The following is a 22,413-nucleotide window of genomic DNA, read 5'->3' as shown; positions in this document are numbered from 1 at the left end:
ACTGTTACACTGAGATGGCTGAATCTTATGTCTGATAAAAATAGGGTATTCAAAGCAAATTTTACTATTGCTGATTTAAGAGAGCATCGTAATCACAAAGAGGTGTTTACCACTGCTTGTGACCGTCGTGAAAGCTATCAACACTTTGTACTCAAGCTTTTAAGTTATTGCTTATTTTCACACAACGAAACAGCCATATTGAATGCAAGGTTCAGTCATGCTGAACCAGATGTGTCAATAAAAGCGCTTGATGACCACTATCAAACATGGCTTGCTGTTGACCAACCGGATATTGTGCAGCTTAATAAAATCGCGAAGCGGGTTGATGAACTGTGGGTCGTGACAACCTTAAACAACGACTGGCTTAAAGAAAATGAACACCAGTTGGAACTTATTAATAATGGCCATTTAATTGCGTTTGATAACAGCTTTATTGAGGAATTAGCGAGTCATCTAACTAAAAATCTGCAGTGGGATATTACGATTGATCAGCAAATGGTGAGTGTGTCAGATAAAGAAAATTTCTATCAAACGAGTCAGCTTATTTGGCATTAAAGCTCAATTTTTACCTTACCATTGGGTTTACTACAACACAGCAATACTTCACCAGTTCTAACAAAAGCAAGCGGTTCTTGATTGTAGCTCACATCACCTTCGACTAATTTTGCACGGCATGCGCCACAATAACCTTCACGGCATTGGTAGGGGACATCTATTTTGTGTTGTTCTAGGCATTCAAGGAGAGATGAACAGCCAGAATCAAATTCAAGATTCTGGCTGTCTGTTCCTGCAAGGATAACCTCTGCAGTGGTGTTTGAGCTCATTACAGGTCGAAGTCACCAAAGTCAGATGCATCAACTTGAGAGTCAATTTGACCAACAAGGTAAGAGCTGATTTCAGCTTCTTGTGGAGCAACTTGAACATTGTCTGATACTAACCAAGAGTTGATCCACGGAATAGGGTTACTCTTACTTTCGAACTGTGTAGGTAGGCCTACCGCAGTCATACGTGCATTAGTGATGTATTCAACGTATTGGCATAAGATATCTTTGTTAAGACCAATCATAGAACCATCCTTGAACAGGTATTCTGCCCAATCTTTTTCTTGTTCTGCTGCTTCAACAAACATCTGAATTGCTTCTTCACGACATTGTGCTGCAACGATTGCCATTTCTGGGTCGTCTTTACCTTCTTGCATAATGTTCAAGATGTGCTGTGTGCCAGATAAGTGTAACGCTTCATCACGGGCGATTAGCTTGATGATTTTTGCGTTACCTTCCATTAATTCACGCTCAGCGAAAGCAAATGAACAAGCAAAGCTTACATAGAAACGAATCGCTTCTAAGATGTTAACCGACATCATTGCTAGGTAAAGTTGCTTTTTAAGGTCAAATAAACTGACTTTAACTTCTTCACCGTTGATCACATGTTTACCTTCACCATATAGGTTGTAAACAGAAATCATGTTAATTAAATCATCGTAGTACTTAGTTACCGCATCAGCACGCTCACTGATCTTCTCGTTGCTTACGATATCGTCAAAGATAAGTTCAGGAGATTGCGTAACGTTACGAATAATGTGCGTGTATGAACGGCTATGAATGGTTTCACTGAACGCCCATGTTTCAATCCAAGTTTCTAACTCAGGAATAGACACAATAGGTAATAACGCAACGTTAGGTGAACGGCCTTGTACACTATCAAGAAGCGTTTGATATTTTAAGTTACTTAAAAATATGTGCTTTTCGTGTTCTGGTAACGCTTGGAAGTCAAGACGGTCTTTACTTACATCAACTTCTTCAGGACGCCAAAAGAACGAAAGTTGCTTTTCGATTAGCTTTTCGAAGATAGGGTACTTTTGTTGGTCGTAACGTGACACGTTTACCGTTTGGCCGAAAAACATCGGTTCTTGTAATTGGTTATTATGATTTCGGCTAAAAGTTGTATATGACATAGTGATTTCTCAAAAAACAGTCAGGACAAAGCGGGCTAATGAGCCCGCTTTTGTTATGTTATTAATTTAATTAGATTTTACAAGCGCCGCCTGCACAACCGTCATCTTCTACCTCTGGTGTTAACTCATCTTGAGAGTCTGATGCACCATCACGTGTGTTGTGATAGTACAGGGTTTTAACACCAAGTTTATACGCAGTCAGTAGGTCTTTTAATAGCACCTTCATAGGTACTTTACCGCCTTCGTACTTAGATGGATCATAGTTAGTGTTTGCAGAGATCGTTTGGTCAACGAATTTTTGCATAATACCAACCAGCTGTAGGTAACCATCGTTTGAAGGAATATCCCACAGTAGCTCGTAGTTATCTTTCAGATTTTCATAATCTGGCACTACTTGCTTTAAGATACCATCTTTACTTGCTTTAACGCTGATATGACCACGTGGTGGCTCGATACCATTTGTCGCGTTAGAGATTTGCGATGATGTCTCTGAAGGCATAAGGGCAGATAGCGTTGAGTTACGCATACCGTGCTCTTTAATGCTCTCGCGTAATGAATCCCAATCTAAGTGAAGAGGCTCATCACAGAACTGATCTAGGTCACGTTTGTAAGTATCTGTCGGCATAATGCCTTGAGAATACGTTGTCTCGTTAAATTTAGGACACGCACCACGTTCTTTCGCTAACTCATTTGATGCTTTCATTAGATAATATTGAATTGCTTCAAATGTCTTGTGAGTTAGGGCATTTGCACTGCCATCTGAGTAGCGCTTACCATTTTTTGCTAAGTAGTAAGCGTAGTTAATAACACCAATACCTAGCGTGCGACGACCCATAGTCGCGTTTTTCGCCGCAGGAACAGGGTAGTCTTGGAAATCAAGTAAGTTATCAAGGGCACGTACTGCAAGTTCAGCAAGCTCTTCTAATTCGTCAAGTGACTCAATTGCACCTAAGTTAAACGCCGACAGCGTACAAAGTGCAATTTCACCTTCTTCATCCATTACATTGCTAAGTGGCTTAGTTGGTAATGCAATTTCTAAACATAAGTTAGATTGACGAATTGGTGCCACAGTCGAGATGAATGGGCTGTGCGTATTACAGTGGTCAACGTTTTGTAAGTAGATACGACCTGTGCTGGCACGCTCTTGTGCAAACATTGAGAATAACTCAATCGCCTTAATACGTTTTTTACGAATTGACTCGTCTTGCTCGTATTTGATGTATAGCTCATCAAACTTTGCTTGATCTTCAAAGAACGCATCGTATAGACCCGGTACATCTGATGGGCTAAATAATGTGATGTAATCGTCTTTGATTAAACGGCTATACATTAATTTGTTGAACTGCACACCGTAGTCAAGGTGACGTACACGGTTATCATCAACACCACGGTTGTTCTTAAGAACAAGTAGGTTTTCAACTTCTAAGTGCCAAAGTGGGTAGAACAGCGTTGCTGCGCCGCCACGAACACCACCTTGTGAACAGCTCTTAACTGCTGTTTGGAAGTGCTTATAAAACGGAATACAACCTGTATGGTACGCTTCGCCGTTACGAATAGGGCTACCAAGGGCACGGATGCGACCGGCATTAATACCAATACCTGCACGTTGCGAAACATATTTAACAATCGCAGACGATGTTGCATTAATAGAATCTAGGCTATCACCACATTCAATAAGTACACATGAGCTGAACTGACGTGTAGGGGTACGTACACCTGCCATAATAGGTGTAGGTAATGAAATTTTGAATGTAGATACTGCATCATAAAAACGCTTGATGTAATCAAGGCGTGTCTCTTTTGGATAATCAGAGAATAAGCTTGCAGCCACTAAGATATATAAAAACTGTGCACTTTCGTAGATTTCACCAGTAACACGGTTTTGAACTAAATACTTACCTTCAAGTTGCTTTACAGCAGCGTAGCTGAAGTTTAAGTCACGGTTGTGATCGATGTAAGCATCTAACTCGTCAATTTCTTGCTCGGTATAATCAACAAGTAGGTGTTGATCATAACGCTTGTCTTCAACTAATTTCGTGATGTGATCGTATAAACGTGGTGGCTCAAATTGACCGTACGCTTTTTTACGTAAATGGAATACAGCTAAGCGAGCAGCTAGGTATTGGTAATCAGGCGTATCTTTAGAGATCTGATCAGCTGCAGCTTTGATGATTGTTTCATGAATGTCATCGGTACGAATGCCGTCATAAAATTGAATATGTGATTTTAATTCAACTTGTGAGACAGACACATTCTCTAGACCTTCTGCGGCCCAAGCGATCACGCGATGGATCTTATCTAGATCAAGTGACTCTTTACGGCCGTCACGTTTGCTTACAGATAGCTGTTGGTTCATAGTTTTGCCTGTATTCCTTGGGAAATTATAGTTGTAAAGACAAAGGTATTCTTTATGTAATTATTATTATTAAACGCCAGGGTGATCTAATTGAATAACATTTAGCCACAATATCTGGTGTTGTTTAAATTGCAGATCACAAGATAGTGTGGTCTGCGCTGTTTTGCAAGGGATAGAATTGCCCCATTTTGTGGATAACTATTGGATAAGCGCATTGTGTTAGTGACCATTAACCTTTGAACATTCATAGACGACGAAATTTGTAGAAATCAACAAAAGATCCAGAAAATTTACCGTTTTTAAAAATAAATTTTGACTGATTTTTTTATCATCAATGAATGCTCAAAAGTAAATCAAATCACAATATATGGTGTTTCAGTTATCAAATAACACTATATATGGTTGAAACCATCAATCGGCGTTTGCCAATTGAAATCCGCTTGCCAGCCAAGTGCAGCGTCGACACTGGGTATATAACCCCATAACGCTGTTGCGCTGTACATATTGGCCGCTTTTGCAGCTTGGATATCACGTTCAGCATCACCGATATACAAACAACGGCTCGGATCAACGTCTAAGATCTCAGCGGTGTGTAATAGTGGATCCGGTGATGGTTTTGACACAGCTAATGTATCGCCACTCACAACCGCTTTTGCATCACGCAAAGAGGGAATAGCTTGCACTAAGGGCTCAGTTAAAAAGCCGGGCTTATTAGTCATAATGCCCCACTTAATATTGTTTTGCTCAAGTGCAATTAAAAGCTGTTCTATGCCATTGAAACATTTACTGTGTACAGCAATATCTTCGGCGTAGTAGTCAAGAAGCTGCTGGCGCAAGGCGAGCTGTTCAAGTTCAGGCCATTTATCACCAAAGCCCACTTCTAATAATGCATTTGCACCGTTAGAAGCTGCAGGGCGATAAACATGCTCAGCAACAGGCGCCACATTGGCGTCTGCTAACACTCGGTTTAATGCACCACCTAAGTCATCCGCGGTATCGAGTAGTGTGCCATCTAAATCAAAGATAAAAGCATCAAAATCGATAGAGGGTGCTTGCACAACACTCATCAGGCTAGTTTCTCAAAGTGCAGGATGTAATTAACACTTACATCATCATTTAAGCTGTACTGCTTAGAAAACGGGTTATAGTGAAGGCCAGTACTAGCGCGTACTTTTAATCCCGCTTCTTCTGCCCATGCAATAAGCTGTGCAGGTTTGATAAACTTTTTATGGTCATGTGTACCTTCAGGTACCATTTTTAAAAGCTTTTCAGCACCGACAATAGCAAACAAGTATGCTTTTGGTGTTTTATTTAATGTTGAAAAGAATACATCGGCGCCCGGTTTAGCAAGTTCTGCTACAGCACGAATAATAGAAGCAGGGTCTGGAACATGCTCAAGCATTTCCATACAAGTCACTACATCAAAGCGAGCAGGGTGCTCAGCAGCGAATTGCTCTGCTGGTACTTTTATATAATCAACAGGTACGCCTGTTTCTAAACTATGTAACTTAGCAACGGTAAGTGGCTCTTGGCCCATATCGATGCCGGTTACTTTAGCGCCCATACGCGCCATACTTTCACTTAAGATGCCGCCACCACAGCCAACATCTAAGGTTTCCTTATCAAATAAGCCGCCTACTTTATCAGCGACAAAATCCAAACGTAGAGGATTTATTTCATGAAGGGGTTTGAACTCTCCGTCGCGGTCCCACCAACGTTCTGCGATGGCTTCAAACTTTGCAATTTCTGCATTATCTACATTTTGATGCTCGGTCATAAAAAACTTCCTCGTTAATCTGAGGCCATTATATAGGGGGAAATTAATAAATCGCAAAGATTTAGCGCCTGTAAATCTAAATAAATTGTGATAGCATGGTCTGGAAATAATAACTAAAGCTCTTAAGACGGCGGTTTGCCTCTTAATGAGTCAATACTGAAGGAATGTGAAATCAAATGACTGATCTCGCCAATGAAATTCTGCCAGTCAATATTGAAGATGAATTAAAAAACTCCTACCTTGATTACGCGATGAGTGTAATCGTAGGACGTGCATTGCCAGACGTACGTGACGGCTTAAAGCCAGTTCACCGCCGCGTTTTATTTGCAATGAACGAACTCAATAATGATTGGAATAAACCTTACAAGAAATCAGCACGTGTTGTTGGTGATGTAATCGGTAAGTACCACCCACATGGCGACAGCGCGGTATATGACACCATCGTTCGTATGGCGCAGCCTTTCTCATTACGCTACATGCTTGTTGACGGCCAAGGTAACTTTGGTTCTGTTGACGGTGACTCTGCGGCAGCAATGCGTTATACGGAAGTCCGTATGGCGAAAATGTCACATGAATTATTAGCTGATTTAGAAAAAGAAACGGTTGATTACGTACCGAACTACGACGGTACTGAGCAAATTCCTGACGTATTACCTACTAAAGTACCTAACTTATTAGTAAATGGTTCTTCGGGTATTGCGGTTGGTATGGCAACGAACATTCCACCTCATAACTTAACAGAAGTTATCAATGGCTGTTTAGCGCTTATTCAAAACCCTGATATGTCAATTGCTGATCTTATTGAATATATCCCAGGTCCGGATTTCCCGACTGCGGCGATTATCAATGGTAAAAAAGGCATTGAGCAAGCGTACCTAACCGGTCGTGGTAAGGTATATATCCGTGCTCGTGCTGAAATCGAAGTTGACGAAAAAACCGGTCGTGAAACAATCATCGTTCACGAAATCCCTTATCAAGTTAACAAAGCACGCCTAATCGAAAAGATCGCAGAGCTTGTTAAAGATAAGAAGATTGAAGGTATTAGTGCACTACGTGACGAATCAGATAAAGACGGTATGCGTATCGTTATCGAAATCAAACGTGGTGATGTTGGTGAAGTAATCTTAAACAACCTTTATGCACAAACTCAGTTACAAACTGTGTTTGGTATGAACATGGTTGCACTTGATAACAACCAACCTAAGTGTTTCAACCTTAAAGAAATGCTTGAAGCGTTTATCGTACACCGCCGTGAAGTTGTTACACGTCGTACAGTATTCGATTTACGTAAAGCCCGTGACCGTGCTCACACGCTTGAAGGTTTAGCGATTGCCCTTGCGAATATCGACCCAATTATCGAACTTATTCGTAAGTCACCAACACCAGCAGAAGCAAAAGCGGCACTAACAGCACGTTCTTGGGAACTAGGCACTGTTAAAGCAATGCTTGAAAAAGCAGGTGAAGATAACGTTGCACGTCCTGATTGGTTAGCGGCTGATTTAGGTATCCGTGACGGTCAGTACTATTTATCTGAGCAACAAGCACAAGCAATTCTAGACCTACGTTTACACAAACTAACAGGTCTTGAGCATGAGAAGATCTTAGACGAGTACCAAAGCTTACTTGATCTAATTGCTGAGCTTTTACATATTCTTTCAAGCCCAGAGCGTCTAATGGAAGTTATCCGCGACGAGCTAGTAGAAATTAAAGAGCAATATGGTGACGAACGTCGTACTGAAATCAGTGCAGCTGCTCACGATATTAGCCTTGAAGACCTAATCAATGAAGAAGACGTTGTTGTAACGCTTTCTCACGAAGGTTACGTTAAGTATCAACCATTATCTGACTACGAAGCACAGCGTCGTGGTGGTAAAGGTAAATCAGCAACGAAGATGAAAGATGAAGACTTCATCGAACGTCTATTAGTTGCTAACACACACGATACAATCCTGTGCTTCTCAACAGCAGGTCGCTTATATTGGCTGAAAGTATATCAGTTACCATTAGCAAGCCGTGCAGCGCGTGGTAAGCCAATTGTTAACTTATTACCACTTGAAGCTGATGAACGTATTACTGCTATCTTACCAGTACGTGAGTACGAAGAAGATAAATACATCTTCATGGCAACTGCGTTTGGTACAGTTAAGAAAACACCACTTACAGCATACAGCCGTCAACGTGCGAGCGGTATCATCGCTGTTAACCTAAATGAAGGCGATAGCCTAATTGGTGTTGATATCACTGATGGCACGAATGAAATCATGCTATTCACTGATGCTGGTAAAGTTGTTCGCTTTAAAGAAGCAGAAGAGACAGAAGTTGTTGATGAAAATGGTAACCCAGTTCTAGACGAAAACGGTAACCCAGAAATCCGCTTCAAAGGTGTACGTCCAATGGGTCGTACAGCAACAGGTGTTCGTGGTATTAAGATGGCTGACGACCAACGCGTTGTGTCGTTAATCGTACCTAAGTCAGATGGCGCAATCTTGACTGTGACAGAAAACGGTTATGGTAAGCGTACAGCACTTGAAGACTACCCATCGAAGAGCCGTGCAACACAAGGTGTTGTATCAATCAAAGTAAGCGAGCGTAATGGCGCTGTGGTTGGTGCAGTACAAGTAGACGATAACGACGAGATCATGATTATCTCGAATCGCGGTACCTTAGTACGTACCCGTGTAAACGAGGTTTCTACGGTTGGTCGTAATACTCAAGGCGTTATTTTGATACGAACTATTGACGAAGAGCAAGTAGTTGGTTTACAACGTATCGAAGAAATCGAAGTTGATGAGCTTGAAGCCATCGAAGGCGAGGCCGTTGAAGTAGTCGATACCAATACTGAAGAAACGGGTGATAACCCACCTTCAGAATAACATTGATTTAAAAAGCGGCTTCGGCCGCTTTTTTTATCCGCACTATAATTACTGGAATGAGGCAAAGTAATGACTAAGTATAATTTTTGTGCAGGACCGGCAATGCTACCGCCGGCAGTTATGCAAAAAGCACAAAAAGAATTTATAGATTGGCAAGGTTTAGGTGTCTCTGTGATGGAAATTAGCCATCGCAGCAGCGACTTTTTAGCGCTTACCACTAAATGTGAAGCAAGCCTGCGTCGTTTAATGAATATTAGCGATGAGTTTGAAGTGTTATTTATGCACGGTGGTGGCCGTGGTCAATTCAGTGCTGTACCACTGAACCTTCACCTTGATGATAAGCCAGCCGTGTACTGTGAAAACGGTGTGTGGTCTAAAGGGGCCACGTCAGAAGCAGCAAAATTCACTGCAGTTGAAAGCATCAATGTACGTGATGATGAGCAGCAAAATGGCCAGTTCTCTATAAAACCAGCAAGCAGCTGGGAATTACCTGCTGATGCGTCATACATTCACTATTGTCCGAATGAAACCGTAGATGGCATTGAAATTTTTGACGTACCATCACACCCATCAGCACCGATTGTGGCTGATATGTCATCGACTATTTTATCGCGCGAGTTTGACGTAAATCAGTTTGATCTTATTTACGCTGGTGCACAAAAGAATATTGGTCCGTCTGGTTTATCGATTGTTATTGTTCGTAAAACGCTTCTTGAGCGTGAAGGTCTTGCAAAGCCAGGTATTCTTGATTACGCATTAGAAGCAAAACAAGGCAGCATGTATAACACACCACCGACATTTGCGTGGTACTTAGCTGCTGAAGTATTTGAATGGCTTGAAGCAAACGGCGGCGTTAAAGCGATGGAAGAACAAAACATCGCAAAAGCAGAACTTCTTTACAGCTACATTGATAGCTCAGGTTTTTACAGCAACAAAGTTGCTAAGCATTGCCGTTCGCGCATGAACGTTCCGTTTTGGTTAAACGACGAATCACTGAATGATAAATTTATTAGTGAATCAAAAGAAGCAGGCTTATTAGCCCTTGAAGGTCACCGTATTGTCGGTGGTATGCGCGCAAGCATTTATAATGCGATGCCACTAGAAGGAGTTCAAGCGTTGGTTAATTTTATGGAAAAATTCGCCAAGGAGAACAGCTAATTATGGAACAGCTTCGTCTTGAACCGATTGCAAAGGTAAATGGTAGTGTGACACTACCAGGCTCAAAAAGCTTATCAAACCGTATTTTGTTACTAGCTGCTCTTGCAGAGGGCACAACGGTTGTTGAAAACCTATTAGATAGTGATGATATTCGTCACATGCTAGGTGCGTTAAATCTTCTAGGTGTAAATGTATCGCTTAATGAAGATAAAACAGTGGCCACCGTAGAGGGTGTTGCAGGTAAATTTAAAACGCCAAGTGAGCCACTGTTCTTAGGTAATGCCGGTACGGCTTATCGTCCACTGACAGCGGTTTTAGCTGCTGTAGAAGGCGAGTACCAGCTGGTGGGTGAGCCGCGTATGGAAGAGCGCCCAATCGGCCATTTGGTAGATGCACTGCAAGCATTGGGTGGTGATGTTGAATACCTTAAGAATAAAGATTATCCACCACTGGCCATAAAAGGTGGCAAAATCAACGGTGGTAAAGTTGCAATTGATGGCAGCATTTCTAGCCAGTTCTTAACAGCGTTACTAATGGCAGCACCATTATTTAATGGCGATACAGAAATCACCATTAAAGGCACGCTGGTATCAAAGCCTTACATTGATATTACTCTAGATGTAATGAAGCGCTTTGGCGTTACTGTAAGCCATGACAATTACGAAACATTTTACGTTAAAGGCTGTCAGCAGTATCAAGCACTTGAGCGTATTATGGTAGAAGGTGATGCATCAAGCGCCTCTTATTTTGTTGCGGCGGCTGCAATAGCAGGCGGCGAAATTGAAATTAACGGGGTAGGTGCGGCATCTGTTCAAGGTGATATTGGTTTTGCCAAAGTTATGGAGCAAGTAGGCGCCAAAATCGATTGGTACGATGAAAAGCTGGTGGTACGTAAAGGCGAGCTAAACGCGGTCGATATTGATGCCAATGCAATCCCTGATGCGGCTATGACACTCGCCACTGTTGCGCTTTTTGCTAAAGGTAAAACAGCTATTCGTAATATCTATAACTGGCGTGTCAAAGAAACAGATCGCTTATATGCCATGGCGACTGAGCTTCGTAAAGTCGGCGCAGAAGTGATTGAAGGTGAAGATTTCATCGAAATTACACCACCAGACACTTTTAACGATGTAGCGATTGATACCTATAACGATCATCGTATTGCCATGTGTTTTGCAATGGTTGCCGTTGGCGGAAAGCCGATAACCATTAACGATCCTAAGTGTACATACAAAACTTTTCCAACGTTTTTCAAAGTACTAGAGTCTGTCTCAAGTCAATAAAACAGAAGAAAATATAAAAAGTTACATTCTAAATGCGGATCTATTTCTAGAACTGGCGTATAATATCGCGGTTTTATTTTGGTGTGCATTGCAGGAGGTTATAAATGCAGGCGTTATCAATGCCCGTAATCACCATCGATGGCCCAAGTGGTTCAGGTAAAGGAACTGTTTGTCGCTTGTTAGCCGAGAAATTAGGTTGGGATGTATTAGACAGTGGAGCGATTTACCGTGTGCTGTCACTTGCAGCGCTTCATCATCAAATTGAACTAGATAATGAAGATGCGCTAGTTCCGCTAGCTGCAAACTTAGATGTACAGTTTTTGGTCGATAGCCAAACGCATACTTCTAAAATTGTCTTGGAAGGCGAAGACGTCACAACCACAATTCGTAACGAAGAAGTGGGTGCTGCGGCATCAAAAATTGCTGCATTACCACGGGTGAGAGAAGCATTATTACGTCGTCAACGTGCGTTTCGTACTGAGAGCGGCTTAATTGCCGATGGTCGTGACATGGGCACAGTTGTGTTCCCAGATGCACCATTGAAGATTTATTTAACCGCATCAGCTGAAGAGCGCGCTCGTCGTCGCTTTGCTGAGTTGAACGAACGCGGTCTTGATGTTACACTAAGTGGTCTACTTGAGGACATAAAAGCTCGCGATCACCGTGATATGACGCGTGAAGTTGCGCCGCTTGTTCCTGCAGAAGACGCCATTGAGCTCGATACTAGCGAGCTCAATGCAATGCAAGTGTTTGATAAAGTTGTAACTTTACTCGACGAAGCCGTACTTGCAGGAAAGCTTCCAAAAGCTTAAAAGTAATTTATTAAGGTGCCGGCAGGAAGCCAGTGCTATTTTAACAACCCCATGCAGCATGGTTGCTAATTGGTTATTTAATTATTTAGAGACGTATAATGTCAGAAAATTTTGCGCAGTTATTTGAAGAAAGCCTTAAGGGTTTTGAAGCAGAGCAAGGCTCTATCGTTAAAGGTACTGTTATCTCAATCGAGAACAACATCGTACTTGTTGATGCTGGTCTTAAATCTGAAAGTGCAATCCCTGCTGAGCAATTCAAAAATGCTGCTGGTGAACTAGAAGTTGCTGTTGGCGACGAAGTAGATGTTGCTTTAGACGCAATCGAAGACGGTTTCGGTGAAACTATCCTTTCTCGTGAGAAAGCGAAGCGTCACGAAGCGTGGATCCGCTTAGAAAAAGCATGTGAAGAGCAAGAGACTGTTACTGGTGTTATCAACGGTAAAGTTAAAGGCGGTTTCACTGTTGAAGTTGATTCAATCCGTGCCTTCCTACCTGGTTCACTTGTTGATGTTCGTCCAGTACGTGACACAACTCACCTTGAAGGTAAAGAGCTTGAGTTCAAAGTAATCAAGCTTGACCAAAAACGTAACAACGTTGTTGTTTCTCGCCGTGCAGTTATCGAATCAGAGAACTCACAAGAGCGTGAAGAACTTCTTGCTAACCTTGTTGAAGGTCAAGAAGTTAAAGGTATCGTTAAGAACCTTACTGACTACGGTGCGTTCGTTGACCTTGGTGGTGTTGACGGTCTACTACACATCACAGACATGGCGTGGAAGCGTGTTAAGCACCCTTCAGAAATCGTTAATGTTGGCGACGAAATCGCAGTTAAAGTTCTTAAATTCGACAAAGAAAAGACTCGTGTATCTCTAGGCCTTAAACAGCTTGGCGAAGATCCATGGGCAGCTATCGCTGGTCGTTACCCAGAAGGTTCTAAGCTTTCTGGTCGTGTAACTAACCTTACTGACTACGGTTGTTTCGTTGAAATCGAAGAAGGCGTAGAAGGTCTAGTACACGTTTCTGAAATGGATTGGACTAACAAGAACATCCACCCTTCAAAAGTTGTTTCACTAGGCGACACTGTTGAAGTTATGGTTCTTGAAATCGACGAAGAGCGTCGTCGTATTTCTCTTGGTCTTAAGCAATGTATTGCTAACCCATGGCAAGAATTTGCTCGTCTACAAAACAAAGGCGACCAAGTTACTGGTAAGATCAAATCAATCACTGACTTCGGTATCTTCATCGGTCTTGAAGGCGGTATTGACGGTCTTGTTCACCTTTCAGACATTTCTTGGAACACGCCAGGCGAAGAAGCTGTACGTGAATTCAAGAAAGGCGACGAAATCACTGCTATCGTATTACAAGTTGACCCAGAGCGTGAGCGTATCTCTCTAGGTGTTAAACAAATCGAAGCTGACCCATTCAATAACTACCTGGACGCAAACAAAAAAGGTGCTATTGTTAAAGGTAAAGTGACTGAAGTTGATGCGAAAGGCGCAACTGTTGAGCTAATCGAAGGCGTTGAAGGTTACATCCGTGTAGCTGATATCGCTCAAGAGCGTGTTGAAGATGCTACTACTGTAGTTTCTGCAGGCGACGAAATCGAAGCGAAATACGTTGGTGTTGATCGTAAGAACCGCACTTTAAGCTTATCTGTTAAAGCTCTTTTCGAAGCAGAAGAGAAAGAAGTACTAGAGAAGCTTAAGAAAGAAGAGCCAGCGTTCGAAAACGCTATGGCTGCAGCATTCAAAAATGCTCAAAAAGACTAATATCTAGTCTTTTAAAATTGGAAGGGCAGTTTTGCCCTTCCTTTACCACTCTTTAAGGAAACGCTATGACTAAGTCAGAATTGATAGAACAACTTGCCGAGCAACACGCACACATCCCTGTGAAAGATGTTGAAAATGCCGTTAAAGAAATTCTTGAACAAATGGCCGGCTCATTATCTAGCTCAGATCGCATCGAGATCCGTGGCTTTGGAAGTTTCTCATTGCATTATCGTTCTCCTCGCACAGGTCGTAATCCAAAGACTGGCGAAACAGTTGAGTTAGACGGTAAGCACGTACCACATTTTAAACCAGGTAAAGAATTACGTGACCGCGTAAATGCGAGTATTGCCTAGTTTTATACAGGAGTAGTTACTTGTTTAGGGTATTAAAAATTGTATTAATTGCGCTGTGTTTATTTATTGCGTTTGTACTTGGTTCACAGAATCCACAATTGGTGCAAATCAATTATTTAATTGCCAGTAATACTTTGCCCTTAGCTGTAGTAATAAGTATCTGCTTTATTTTAGGTGTCGCAATTGGTTGTTTTATAAGCTTTACACTGTTTTCTCAGTTAAAGTGGCAAAATTATCGCTTAAAGAAAAAATTAGCGCCTGAAAAAAACAATAAAAAGCTTGTTGCTAATAAAGACACCTAATCATGATTGAGCTTCTGTTTTTACTTTTACCCGTTGCAGCCGGTTACGGTTGGATAATGGGTAAAAACAGCGCTAAAAACCAAGCTCATCAGCTTAATCGCCAAATTACCTCTGAATATTCTAAAGGCCTTAAATTTCTCTTAGACAGAGAAGAAGACCAAGGCTTAGAGCACCTTATTAATCTACTCGAAGTTGCCGCTGATTCTGTTGAACACTATTCAACGCTTGCAACTATGTTCCGCCGCCGTGGCGAACTTGACCGCGCTATTAAAATTCATGAGCTGCTATTAAAACACCCAAGTCTTGATGAGCAACAAGCTGCAACCAGCCGCTTAGAACTTGCTGAAGATTATATTATGGCAGGCTTGTTAGATGGTGCAGAAGAGCATTTAGTATGGCTTGTAAAGGCAGGCTATAAAGAAGCGTTAGAGCCAATTATTAATCTTTATTCACAAACCCGTGAATGGGAAAAGGGCATTAACATGTACGAGGCCCATAGTGAGTTGTTCACTAAACCTCAGCATGTAAAAGCGATTGCCAATTTTTACTGTGAAGCAGCCTTACAAGATAACGATACGCAAATTATGCGTAAAGCTATTAGCTTAAACCACAAAGCTATTCGCCCATTGTATGAGCTTGGCCACAGTGCTTTCACTAAAGAAGATTATGTAAAAGCAATTTACTATTGGCGCGAGCTTATTAGCCAATTCACGTTTTTTGCGCCGGTATTTATTGAAGAATTAGCACTGAGCTATCAAAAGCTTAATTTAACGCATCAGTTTTACGAATTACTGAATGAACTGCTAGATAAAGGTGGTGTATTAATAAAAATAAAACACTGCCAAGCTTTACTTGAGCAAGGGCACATCGAGCAAGCAATTAAATTTTTAACGGATAGTTTAAAGCGTCATCCGACTATTCGTGGCTTTAGCTTTTTATTACAGCTACTTGCCAAACAAAACAACGATATTAAAGATGTACTCGATCAAATTGATAAGCTAGTAACATCTTATATCGCAACCAAACCTGATTTTCAGTGCCAACACTGTGGCTTTACCAGTCATACCATTTATTGGGTATGTCCATCTTGTAAGCACTGGGAAACAATTGTTCCAAGCCGTGGCATAGACGGTTTTTAATTCATATTAGTCCATTAGTTTTTAGGAAAGTTATGTCTGTCGAAGATTCAAAAAAAGTATTAATTGCCCTTGATTATGATGATCAACAAACAGCTCTTGCGTTTGTAAAGCAATTATCGCCTGATACGTGTCGCCTTAAAGTAGGCAAAGAAATGTTCACGTATTTTGGTCCTAGCTTTGTTAAGGAACTAATCGACTTAGGTTTTGATGTATTCTTAGACCTAAAATTTCACGATATTCCAAACACAGTAGCTAAAGCTGTAACAGCAGCTGCAAAAATGGGTGTATGGATGGTTAACGTGCATGCTTCAGGTGGCGTTGAAATGATGACTAAAGCAAAACAAGCTTTAGAGAAGTTTGGTGATGACGCACCATTACTGATTGCAGTAACTGTACTAACCAGTATGGATGCCGCAGAGCTTACTCGTTTAGGTGTAGATAAAACACCAGAAGAGCAAGTAATTTACTTAGCAAACCTTGCCAAAGAATCAGGCCTTGACGGGGTAGTGTGTTCAGCACAAGAAGCGAAAAAACTAAAAGCAGAACTTGGCGCAGACTTTAAACTGGTTACTCCGGGTATTCGCCCAGCAGGCATCGATGCAGGCGACCAAAAACGCATCATGACACCAAAACAAGCCGTTGAAGATGGCAGCGACTATTTAGTTGTAGGCCGCCCAATCACACAATCGGAAGACCCAGTTGCAACACTAAAAGACATTAACGACTCACTAAAATAATAACCTTCTTTATTTTAAAATAGTTTCTAAAGAGCATTGTATGCGTGATTTATTTCGCGCTAAATACAGTGCTCTTTTTGTTTGTGCTGTTTTACCTCTCCCTTATATTTTTGAACGTGAAAACTTTACGAAGATTCATTTGGATAAAGTGAGGGATACTGATTTCAATTAATGTTGGCAATAAGCTAACGAGTTTGTTAAAACTAGTGTGTTCAGAAAATGAACGGGTAGAATAAGATATATACGCGATTTTCGCGTTATAAATTGTTATTTTTTAGAGAAAACGTATGGACGCACACAAAGACCAAGCTATAAGGAAAAAATACTCTTCAGCTCTAATGTCGAACAATAAATGGCAAAAGTTCTTTGTTGTGATGGCTGAACATGGCTCAGACTTTTCCGGGATTGAGTATCATTTCACTGATACAAATTATGTACTTTATGGCCATGCTCCTTTAGCACAGCAGGTATTGGAAAATGCTATTGATAGCCCCGTCGTTGGTGTTGGCGGGCCATTAGAGTATAAACACATCGAATCAATATTTATCCCATACATTTATCACTATCGCACATACCAAAATTCGCCATTAACTCAAAAGTCTCTTAATATCGATCCATTTCTAAATGAGCTTCAAAAAGTTGGTAAATTCCCAATAACAAAAACTAAAAACGGGGTTATAGTTCATGGCTATCAAATATAACAAAAGGAGCCAGCATCGCTCTCTTCTGTAGCTGTCCTATGTTTAACCTAATTGTTTCAAGGCCCTGGTATGAGATACATTTTTCTAATTTCTATATTGTTCGTAATTCTTGGCTGTGAAGATAATGCCAAATTAATCTCTTCTGACTATACGATTGTATATTCAGCGAAAGAATCCAAAGGCAGAGAAATTTATTTAAGTGATGAAACAGGGACTTCACGAATTAAAGTGACAGACTTTACGAAAAGTGATGGTTACCCTTCAGTATCACCTGACGGAGAGCAGCTTGCATTTTATGGAAAATACGACAACCGAAAAACATGGTCAATTCATACGGTTAATATAGACGGCACAAATATGCGACGGTTAACGCGCAAAAAGTATGTCTGGGATAGCGCTCCTGCGTGGTCGGCTGATGGAAAAAAGATTGTTTTTGCAAGAGAGTATGATGATCCAGAAAAAGGCTGGCAAGAAGAAATATGGTTAATGAACCATGATGGAACTGAACAACATCGAATACAAGGTTTAAAAGGGAGAGCACCGCATTTTTTGAAAGACGGCAGAGTATTATTTCATTCGAAAAAAGATCCTAGCCAAATATTTATTGCTAATACAGATGGTACGAATCTTATACAGATTACAAATAATGATACCAATAATTGGTCACCAAAGGTTTCACCTGATGGTAACCATGTTGTGTTTGTCTCTGACCGAGATGGAAACAGAGAAATTTATACAATGGATATTGATGGTTCAAACGAAAAGCGTATGACGTTTAATCATGTTGATGATTGGGACCCTGACTGGTCAAATGATGGCAATAAACTGATCTTCTCATCTGATAACAGTGATGGTTTTTCAGATATTTATCAAATTAATAAAGATGGGACTGGAATTAAAAAAATTATCAATAATGGAATACAAGCTTCAACTGTCAGAAAGCTAAATAAATTTTCATTAGAAAAACTTGATGACAGAAAATAAGGATAAATCAGCTTAACAAATAGCTCCACTTAGAAAAATAACACTGCGTTTATTTTATACATGAGCTGACACTTAATCTTCACGAAAAATTACAGTCGTATGGTCCGAGCAAAAAGTGGTCATTGAGATTGGCTAAGCATCATGTTTAATCAATTGCTAAACTGTTCTTTTCAGATATATCAATTAATATGAACGTTGGGATCAGATTACTCTTTTTAATTTGACTTTGATGTCTTAAAAAACCTCGTGGTAGTAATTATTTAGGTAATTTGTTAAAAATATAGAAACCAGATAATTGGCGTTAAGTCTGCAAAGTATGCGCGATGAACGCACTATTTAAATGTTAGTTGTCTATGGATAAAGTATACCTGCTCGAGCATTTACACATAATTTCTGAAAACAATGATTGTGTAAAGACAATCGGAATTTATGCTTCTGAGCAAGAGGCCATTGCTGCTGTTGGAAGGCTAAAAGAGCAACCTGGGTTTAGTGATTTTCCAAATATTAATCCCGCTGCTTGTGACGAAAGTGGTTTCTATATATCGTGTTACCCACTTGGTAAAGATTATTGGGCCGAAGGTTTCGTAATAATCGACACTTAACACATATCAACATGCTTGGATAAAGTAAGCATAACGATTCTTTTTTGCTGCTTTAAGTAGCTAATTTTTCTTTTGTTATTTTAAAAACCTGTTTATCTTTGATATATCTGTTAGCCGTTAAAATATTTTCGGCAAACACATATTGAGGGTCTCTTTCTTGAGTTCGTTAATACTAAATATCAGAAGATTATGTGATTGATTATAGATGAATTAAATCGCCAAATATAGAAGCATTATGAGTAACTGGAAACCTATCACAAAACCTCATTTAGAAGGCATTATAGAAATTGCTGAGTTCAACATGTCTTTTGTAGAAAGAAACCTGTGGAACCAAATTAAACTAAACGAGCTTGAAAAATGGACTCAGTATCCATTTGGTGAAGAGGGCAATGGCTTTTGGGTTGTCGCAATAATTGGTAAGCGATGTCTTTATTATAATGATATAGAAGACGGGTTCAACTTAAGTAACTTCGAAGTTTGGGGTGAGATTGCTGACTATTATTCTAATCAAACTGATCTTTTAAGCTTCTTACAATCTGTATTCTTTAGAGGTAATTAAAAGCAAGTTAGCAAGTTAATATTAGAAGGACGAATGCGGTATGCTATGTCTCGTGCCACATTATTTTTAGTCTATAACTGTAAATTTTCTTCAATTATAAAATTGCTTCAGGGTTATTCGTAAGGAAAATATTAGGACATGGAAAAATTTGTACTTGCAATTTTAGTAATCCCACTGCTTATTGGGTTTGTAATTTTTTCTGTCAATTCAGTCTCTGAATTTAGAAAATCATTAGAAAATTGTTCTCATCCATTGCTCGTTAGTTGTTTCCCGTTTTTATTTCTAACTAATAACTTCTTCAATTCAATTGCGATTTCACATAAAAAAGAGGCTTTTAAAAACCTAGGACTGGCTTTATTGTGCTGGCTAACCGCAGCTGTTATTTTGTATGTTGCCCATCAATTCCAATATGTATAAGAAGCTAATGGTTTTAATGAGATTCTTTTCACAGTTCCCGGTAAATACACTTTATATAATAGTGATAATTTAGAAAGCGAAATGGGTGGGTATAAATGCGATATTGTTATTACCCGAAACTGATTTTCTAAACTACAAGTTATGATATGTGGAGTGAAATCGATAACGGAGAAACTATAGGAACGATAGGTTCTGAAAATGGTGAAATAATTAAAGACGAGGAGCACTCAAAAGGTGCTCGCCTAACTTTAGAAAAAGATAGTGTTAATGCACCATACACCTTAACAAGTGGGGTTTACGGTTGCTTCTTTCATACAACTCACTTATCAAACATAAAAGAGGGTATTAGTGAATTTGAAGCAATGAAAGCTGAAATATCAGAGTTCGTTAATAAAGAAACATCAATTGATGAAGAATATGATTGGATTTTAGCGTTTGTTGGAAGACATTAAAGACTAACAAGCAACATTGAACTTTATTTATTAAATTTGGATTTTGAATGATTTTTTTGATTTTGTGTGCTTTATCAATTTTATCTATGTTGATGTATTTCCATCGAAAACATAAGAATAATAAACGTAGACAATGTGCTTACGGATGTATAAAAGCTTACAACGTTTTAGATAAACCTGGACAATACAGTGACCTTAAAGAGTTATTTGAAACATTAGATAGCCATGAGGAGCGTTATTTTTATTCTGTAAGTATGTCTCGAATAATGTTTCCTCAAGCTTTAGATAAGTGGACAAATTCTCATCCAGACTCTGGGGATGCTCTACTTTGTTATGGTGCTCGTTTACTACAATGGTCTTGGTCTGCAAGGGGCTATGGTCGTGGAGCTGAAATATCAGAAGCTCAATGGAAAGAGTTTTTCAGACGATTGGATAAAACTAGGCAAGTATTATTAGAATGTGCAGATAAAACACCAGAGGATCCTACACCATGGGCATACTTGATTATGGTAGCTACATGGTACTCAGATAGCGATGAACTTAAATTTGAATATTATGAGGAAGCAATAGCTAGAGATCCTTATAACTGGGCTGCACACATGCACATGATCATTGCTTTATCTGAAAAGTGGGGCGGTGATAACGAAGAAATGCTTGAGTTTGCAAGAAAAGCTTCTAGGAATGCCCCGACAGGTAGTGATCTTAAGCTTATTTTAGTTAAAGCTTATATCGAATATTGGAAGTATTTAGATTTGTTTGAGAATAAAATTGATGAAGCAAATGACTTCCTTATGGACAAAAATATTCAGAAAGACATAGTTGATTTATATAACGACTCTTTAAATCATGAGAGTTTTAAAGAAACGAAAATAACTATTTTTGTGAGATATAATTTAAGTGGTTGGTTTTGGCTTACCAGAGATAGAAGCCGCTTAAAAAAAGAGTTATCAATACTAGGCAATAAGATTGAAGACATTCATTGGCGATGGGTTTGTACAGAAGGGCAACTTGAAGACGCTAGGTTGTTTGCTAATGAAAGCTAGAGAATTACCCGTAATTAAAAACTCTTTACTGTACATTAATTACAGTTGTAGCAAGGTGTAAAATTGACATACGAGTTTCCTGATGAAGTAGAGTTTTTTGAAAAAGGATTTGGTTATTCTTGCGAATATGATCATGATGAAGGGCTATTCTCATTCATTAAGACTTATGAGACCGACGAAAAATTAATATTTACTCATTCACCATTTATGAATAACTCAGTGAGTGTAAAGTTATTTTACGGAACGGAGTTAGTATTTCATATTTATAAAGAAGAAATTACAAGAATTGCCTTTCAAGCGTGGGGCAGTGAGTTGGTTTTAAGAGTCTATTTAGCGAACGACGATAATAACTTCTTGGTTTATTTTGAACCAAAACCAAGGCTTAGATATGTTGAGCCGAATATCTAATTGCATATAAAACCCTGTTTTCGCTTAAAAGGATTCAATTAATGGAAATCAAACTAGGGCATGGAATCGACACAATTCAATTTGGTCTTACAGAGACGCAAGCTGTTTCTGCGTTAGGTGTACCTGATAAAATATTTTTCACCGATTCAGAAAATAAGCGATTGCAGTTTAACCAGCTTTTAATAGAGCTGACTTTTGAAATTGACAATGATAATCGTCTTGGCTGGATCGAAGTTTACAATAAAAGTGCAGCTTTGTTTGGTTATCAACTTATAGGTAAGCCTATGGCCGAAGTTTTATCAATTATTAAGACCGAACTAGACTCTGAACCTTCTGTTGATGATTATGGCTCGTTTATATCTGTAACGTTTGAAAAAGAATGGCTAGAACTTCAATTTCATTTTAATAACCTCACAAACATTAATTTTGGAGTTTTGTATAGCGATAACGATCAGCCTATATGGCCAACAACACCACAAGGATGCATTTAACAGCGAGTATAAAACCTTGTATATTCAAATTAATTTAGGTTTCTTTGATAAATCTAATTAATTCAAAAAGTAAATTACATAGTTATTAAACTAGAAAAAAGAGTAAAGCTTTCACTTTACTCTTTCAGATAATTCACTATCTTGTTAACTCGCAACTCGCAACTCGCAACTCGCAACTCGCAACTCGCAACTCGCAACTCGCAACTCGCAACTCGCAACTCGCAACTCGCAACTCGCAACTCGCAA

25 protein-coding genes are annotated in these 22,413 nt (G+C 39.7%); 20 read left to right on the top strand and 5 right to left on the bottom strand.

Translation table 11 applies throughout. The features are described from left to right. The first annotated feature begins 27 nt into the window (after nt 1–27). On the top strand, nt 28–555 hold the full coding sequence (locus BIZ38_RS00120) for a YaeQ family protein (RefSeq protein WP_187489247.1): 528 nt from the start codon (nt 28–30) through the stop codon (nt 553–555). Here BIZ38_RS00120 and yfaE read toward each other — a convergent pair. The 5 genes from yfaE to ubiG form a co-directional block, all read right to left on the bottom strand. Then, nucleotides 552–824 carry a class I ribonucleotide reductase maintenance protein YfaE gene (gene yfaE, locus BIZ38_RS00115; RefSeq protein ID WP_054551359.1) on the bottom strand — a complete coding sequence of 91 codons (273 nt, stop codon included), beginning with the start codon at nt 822–824 and terminating at the stop codon, nt 552–554. The two genes, BIZ38_RS00120 and yfaE, sit on opposite strands and share 4 nt — an antisense overlap. Next, a complete protein-coding gene (nrdB, locus tag BIZ38_RS00110) occupies nt 824–1,954 on the bottom strand; it encodes a class Ia ribonucleoside-diphosphate reductase subunit beta (RefSeq protein ID WP_138619454.1) in 1,131 nt (376 codons plus the stop codon). The genes yfaE and nrdB overlap by 1 nt, the downstream gene beginning before the upstream one ends. A 70-nt stretch (nt 1,955–2,024) precedes the next feature. Continuing rightward, nucleotides 2,025–4,310 (bottom strand): class 1a ribonucleoside-diphosphate reductase subunit alpha, encoded by a 2,286-nt coding sequence (gene nrdA, locus BIZ38_RS00105; RefSeq protein WP_054551357.1) that lies wholly within the window; start codon nt 4,308–4,310, stop codon nt 2,025–2,027. Nucleotides 4,311–4,702: 392 nt separating this feature from the next. Beyond that, entirely contained in the window at nt 4,703–5,377 is a 675-nt protein-coding gene (locus BIZ38_RS00100; protein WP_187489246.1) for an HAD family hydrolase, read from the bottom strand. After that, nucleotides 5,377–6,087, bottom strand: coding sequence for a bifunctional 2-polyprenyl-6-hydroxyphenol methylase/3-demethylubiquinol 3-O-methyltransferase UbiG (ubiG, locus tag BIZ38_RS00095; protein ID WP_058585083.1), 711 nt, complete (start codon nt 6,085–6,087; stop codon nt 5,377–5,379). Before ubiG ends, BIZ38_RS00100 begins: the two co-directional genes overlap by 1 nt. A gap of 176 nt (nt 6,088–6,263) precedes the next feature. Here ubiG and gyrA point away from each other — a divergent pair, with 176 nt between their 5' ends. From gyrA to BIZ38_RS00005, 19 genes are all read left to right on the top strand, one after another. Further along, complete coding sequence (gyrA, locus tag BIZ38_RS00090) at nt 6,264–8,960, top strand: DNA topoisomerase (ATP-hydrolyzing) subunit A (RefSeq protein ID WP_187489245.1); 2,697 nt, start codon at nt 6,264–6,266, stop codon at nt 8,958–8,960. A 69-nt stretch (nt 8,961–9,029) separates the two neighbouring features. Continuing rightward, complete coding sequence (gene serC, locus BIZ38_RS00085; protein WP_187489244.1) at nt 9,030–10,118, top strand: 3-phosphoserine/phosphohydroxythreonine transaminase; 1,089 nt, start codon at nt 9,030–9,032, stop codon at nt 10,116–10,118. A gap of 2 nt (nt 10,119–10,120) precedes the next feature. Beyond that, nucleotides 10,121–11,401, top strand: coding sequence for a 3-phosphoshikimate 1-carboxyvinyltransferase (gene aroA, locus BIZ38_RS00080; RefSeq protein WP_187489243.1), 1,281 nt, complete (start codon nt 10,121–10,123; stop codon nt 11,399–11,401). Between the two features lie 104 nt (nt 11,402–11,505). Continuing rightward, nucleotides 11,506–12,213, top strand: a complete 708-nt coding sequence (cmk, locus tag BIZ38_RS00075) for a (d)CMP kinase (protein ID WP_058585079.1) — start codon at nt 11,506–11,508, stop codon at nt 12,211–12,213. Between the two features lie 98 nt (nt 12,214–12,311). Beyond that, nucleotides 12,312–13,979, top strand: coding sequence for a 30S ribosomal protein S1 (gene rpsA / locus BIZ38_RS00070; RefSeq protein WP_054551350.1), 1,668 nt, complete (start codon nt 12,312–12,314; stop codon nt 13,977–13,979). A 65-nt stretch (nt 13,980–14,044) separates the two neighbouring features. Further along, nucleotides 14,045–14,332, top strand: coding sequence for an integration host factor subunit beta (gene ihfB / locus BIZ38_RS00065; protein ID WP_036968575.1), 288 nt, complete (start codon nt 14,045–14,047; stop codon nt 14,330–14,332). A 20-nt stretch (nt 14,333–14,352) separates the two neighbouring features. Next, nucleotides 14,353–14,634 (top strand): lipopolysaccharide assembly protein LapA domain-containing protein, encoded by a 282-nt coding sequence (locus BIZ38_RS00060; RefSeq protein WP_054551349.1) that lies wholly within the window; start codon nt 14,353–14,355, stop codon nt 14,632–14,634. Nucleotides 14,635–14,636: 2 nt separating this feature from the next. After that, entirely contained in the window at nt 14,637–15,773 is a 1,137-nt protein-coding gene (gene lapB, locus BIZ38_RS00055; RefSeq protein ID WP_058585078.1) for a lipopolysaccharide assembly protein LapB, read from the top strand. Nucleotides 15,774–15,805: 32 nt separating this feature from the next. Next, complete coding sequence (gene pyrF, locus BIZ38_RS00050) at nt 15,806–16,510, top strand: orotidine-5'-phosphate decarboxylase (protein ID WP_187489242.1); 705 nt, start codon at nt 15,806–15,808, stop codon at nt 16,508–16,510. Nucleotides 16,511–16,550: 40 nt separating this feature from the next. After that, nucleotides 16,551–16,682: a hypothetical protein gene (locus BIZ38_RS21730; RefSeq protein ID WP_262387531.1), complete on the top strand. Its 132-nt coding sequence runs from the start codon at nt 16,551–16,553 to the stop codon at nt 16,680–16,682. Between the two features lie 115 nt (nt 16,683–16,797). After that, nucleotides 16,798–17,211, top strand: a complete 414-nt coding sequence (locus BIZ38_RS00045; protein ID WP_262387530.1) for a hypothetical protein — start codon at nt 16,798–16,800, stop codon at nt 17,209–17,211. 69 nt (nt 17,212–17,280) lie between these two features. Next, the gene (locus tag BIZ38_RS00040; protein ID WP_187489241.1) at nt 17,281–18,195 is read left to right on the top strand and encodes a TolB family protein; all 915 of its coding nucleotides are present in this window, start codon (nt 17,281–17,283) and stop codon (nt 18,193–18,195) included. Nucleotides 18,196–18,548: 353 nt separating this feature from the next. Further along, nucleotides 18,549–18,797 (top strand): serine kinase, encoded by a 249-nt coding sequence (locus tag BIZ38_RS00035; RefSeq protein WP_187489240.1) that lies wholly within the window; start codon nt 18,549–18,551, stop codon nt 18,795–18,797. 235 nt (nt 18,798–19,032) lie between these two features. Beyond that, on the top strand, nt 19,033–19,356 hold the full coding sequence (locus BIZ38_RS00030; RefSeq protein WP_222937977.1) for a hypothetical protein: 324 nt from the start codon (nt 19,033–19,035) through the stop codon (nt 19,354–19,356). Between the two features lie 138 nt (nt 19,357–19,494). After that, nucleotides 19,495–19,773 carry a hypothetical protein gene (locus BIZ38_RS00025; protein WP_187489239.1) on the top strand — a complete coding sequence of 93 codons (279 nt, stop codon included), beginning with the start codon at nt 19,495–19,497 and terminating at the stop codon, nt 19,771–19,773. A gap of 146 nt (nt 19,774–19,919) precedes the next feature. After that, nucleotides 19,920–20,225 (top strand): hypothetical protein, encoded by a 306-nt coding sequence (locus BIZ38_RS00020; protein ID WP_187489238.1) that lies wholly within the window; start codon nt 19,920–19,922, stop codon nt 20,223–20,225. A gap of 47 nt (nt 20,226–20,272) precedes the next feature. Beyond that, a complete protein-coding gene (locus BIZ38_RS00015; RefSeq protein WP_187489237.1) occupies nt 20,273–21,268 on the top strand; it encodes a hypothetical protein in 996 nt (331 codons plus the stop codon). Between the two features lie 63 nt (nt 21,269–21,331). Further along, a complete protein-coding gene (locus BIZ38_RS00010) occupies nt 21,332–21,676 on the top strand; it encodes a hypothetical protein (RefSeq protein WP_187489236.1) in 345 nt (114 codons plus the stop codon). A 41-nt stretch (nt 21,677–21,717) separates the two neighbouring features. Then, the gene (locus BIZ38_RS00005) at nt 21,718–22,167 is read left to right on the top strand and encodes a hypothetical protein (RefSeq protein WP_187489235.1); all 450 of its coding nucleotides are present in this window, start codon (nt 21,718–21,720) and stop codon (nt 22,165–22,167) included. Nucleotides 22,168–22,413 lie beyond the last annotated feature (246 nt).

This window comes from Pseudoalteromonas sp. BZK2 (assembly GCF_014349195.1).
GTDB classification, from domain to species: Bacteria; Pseudomonadota; Gammaproteobacteria; order Enterobacterales; family Alteromonadaceae; genus Pseudoalteromonas; species Pseudoalteromonas simplex.
The sequence above is the reverse complement of the archived record's forward strand: the minus strand, read 5'-3'. Positions and strand labels throughout refer to the sequence as shown.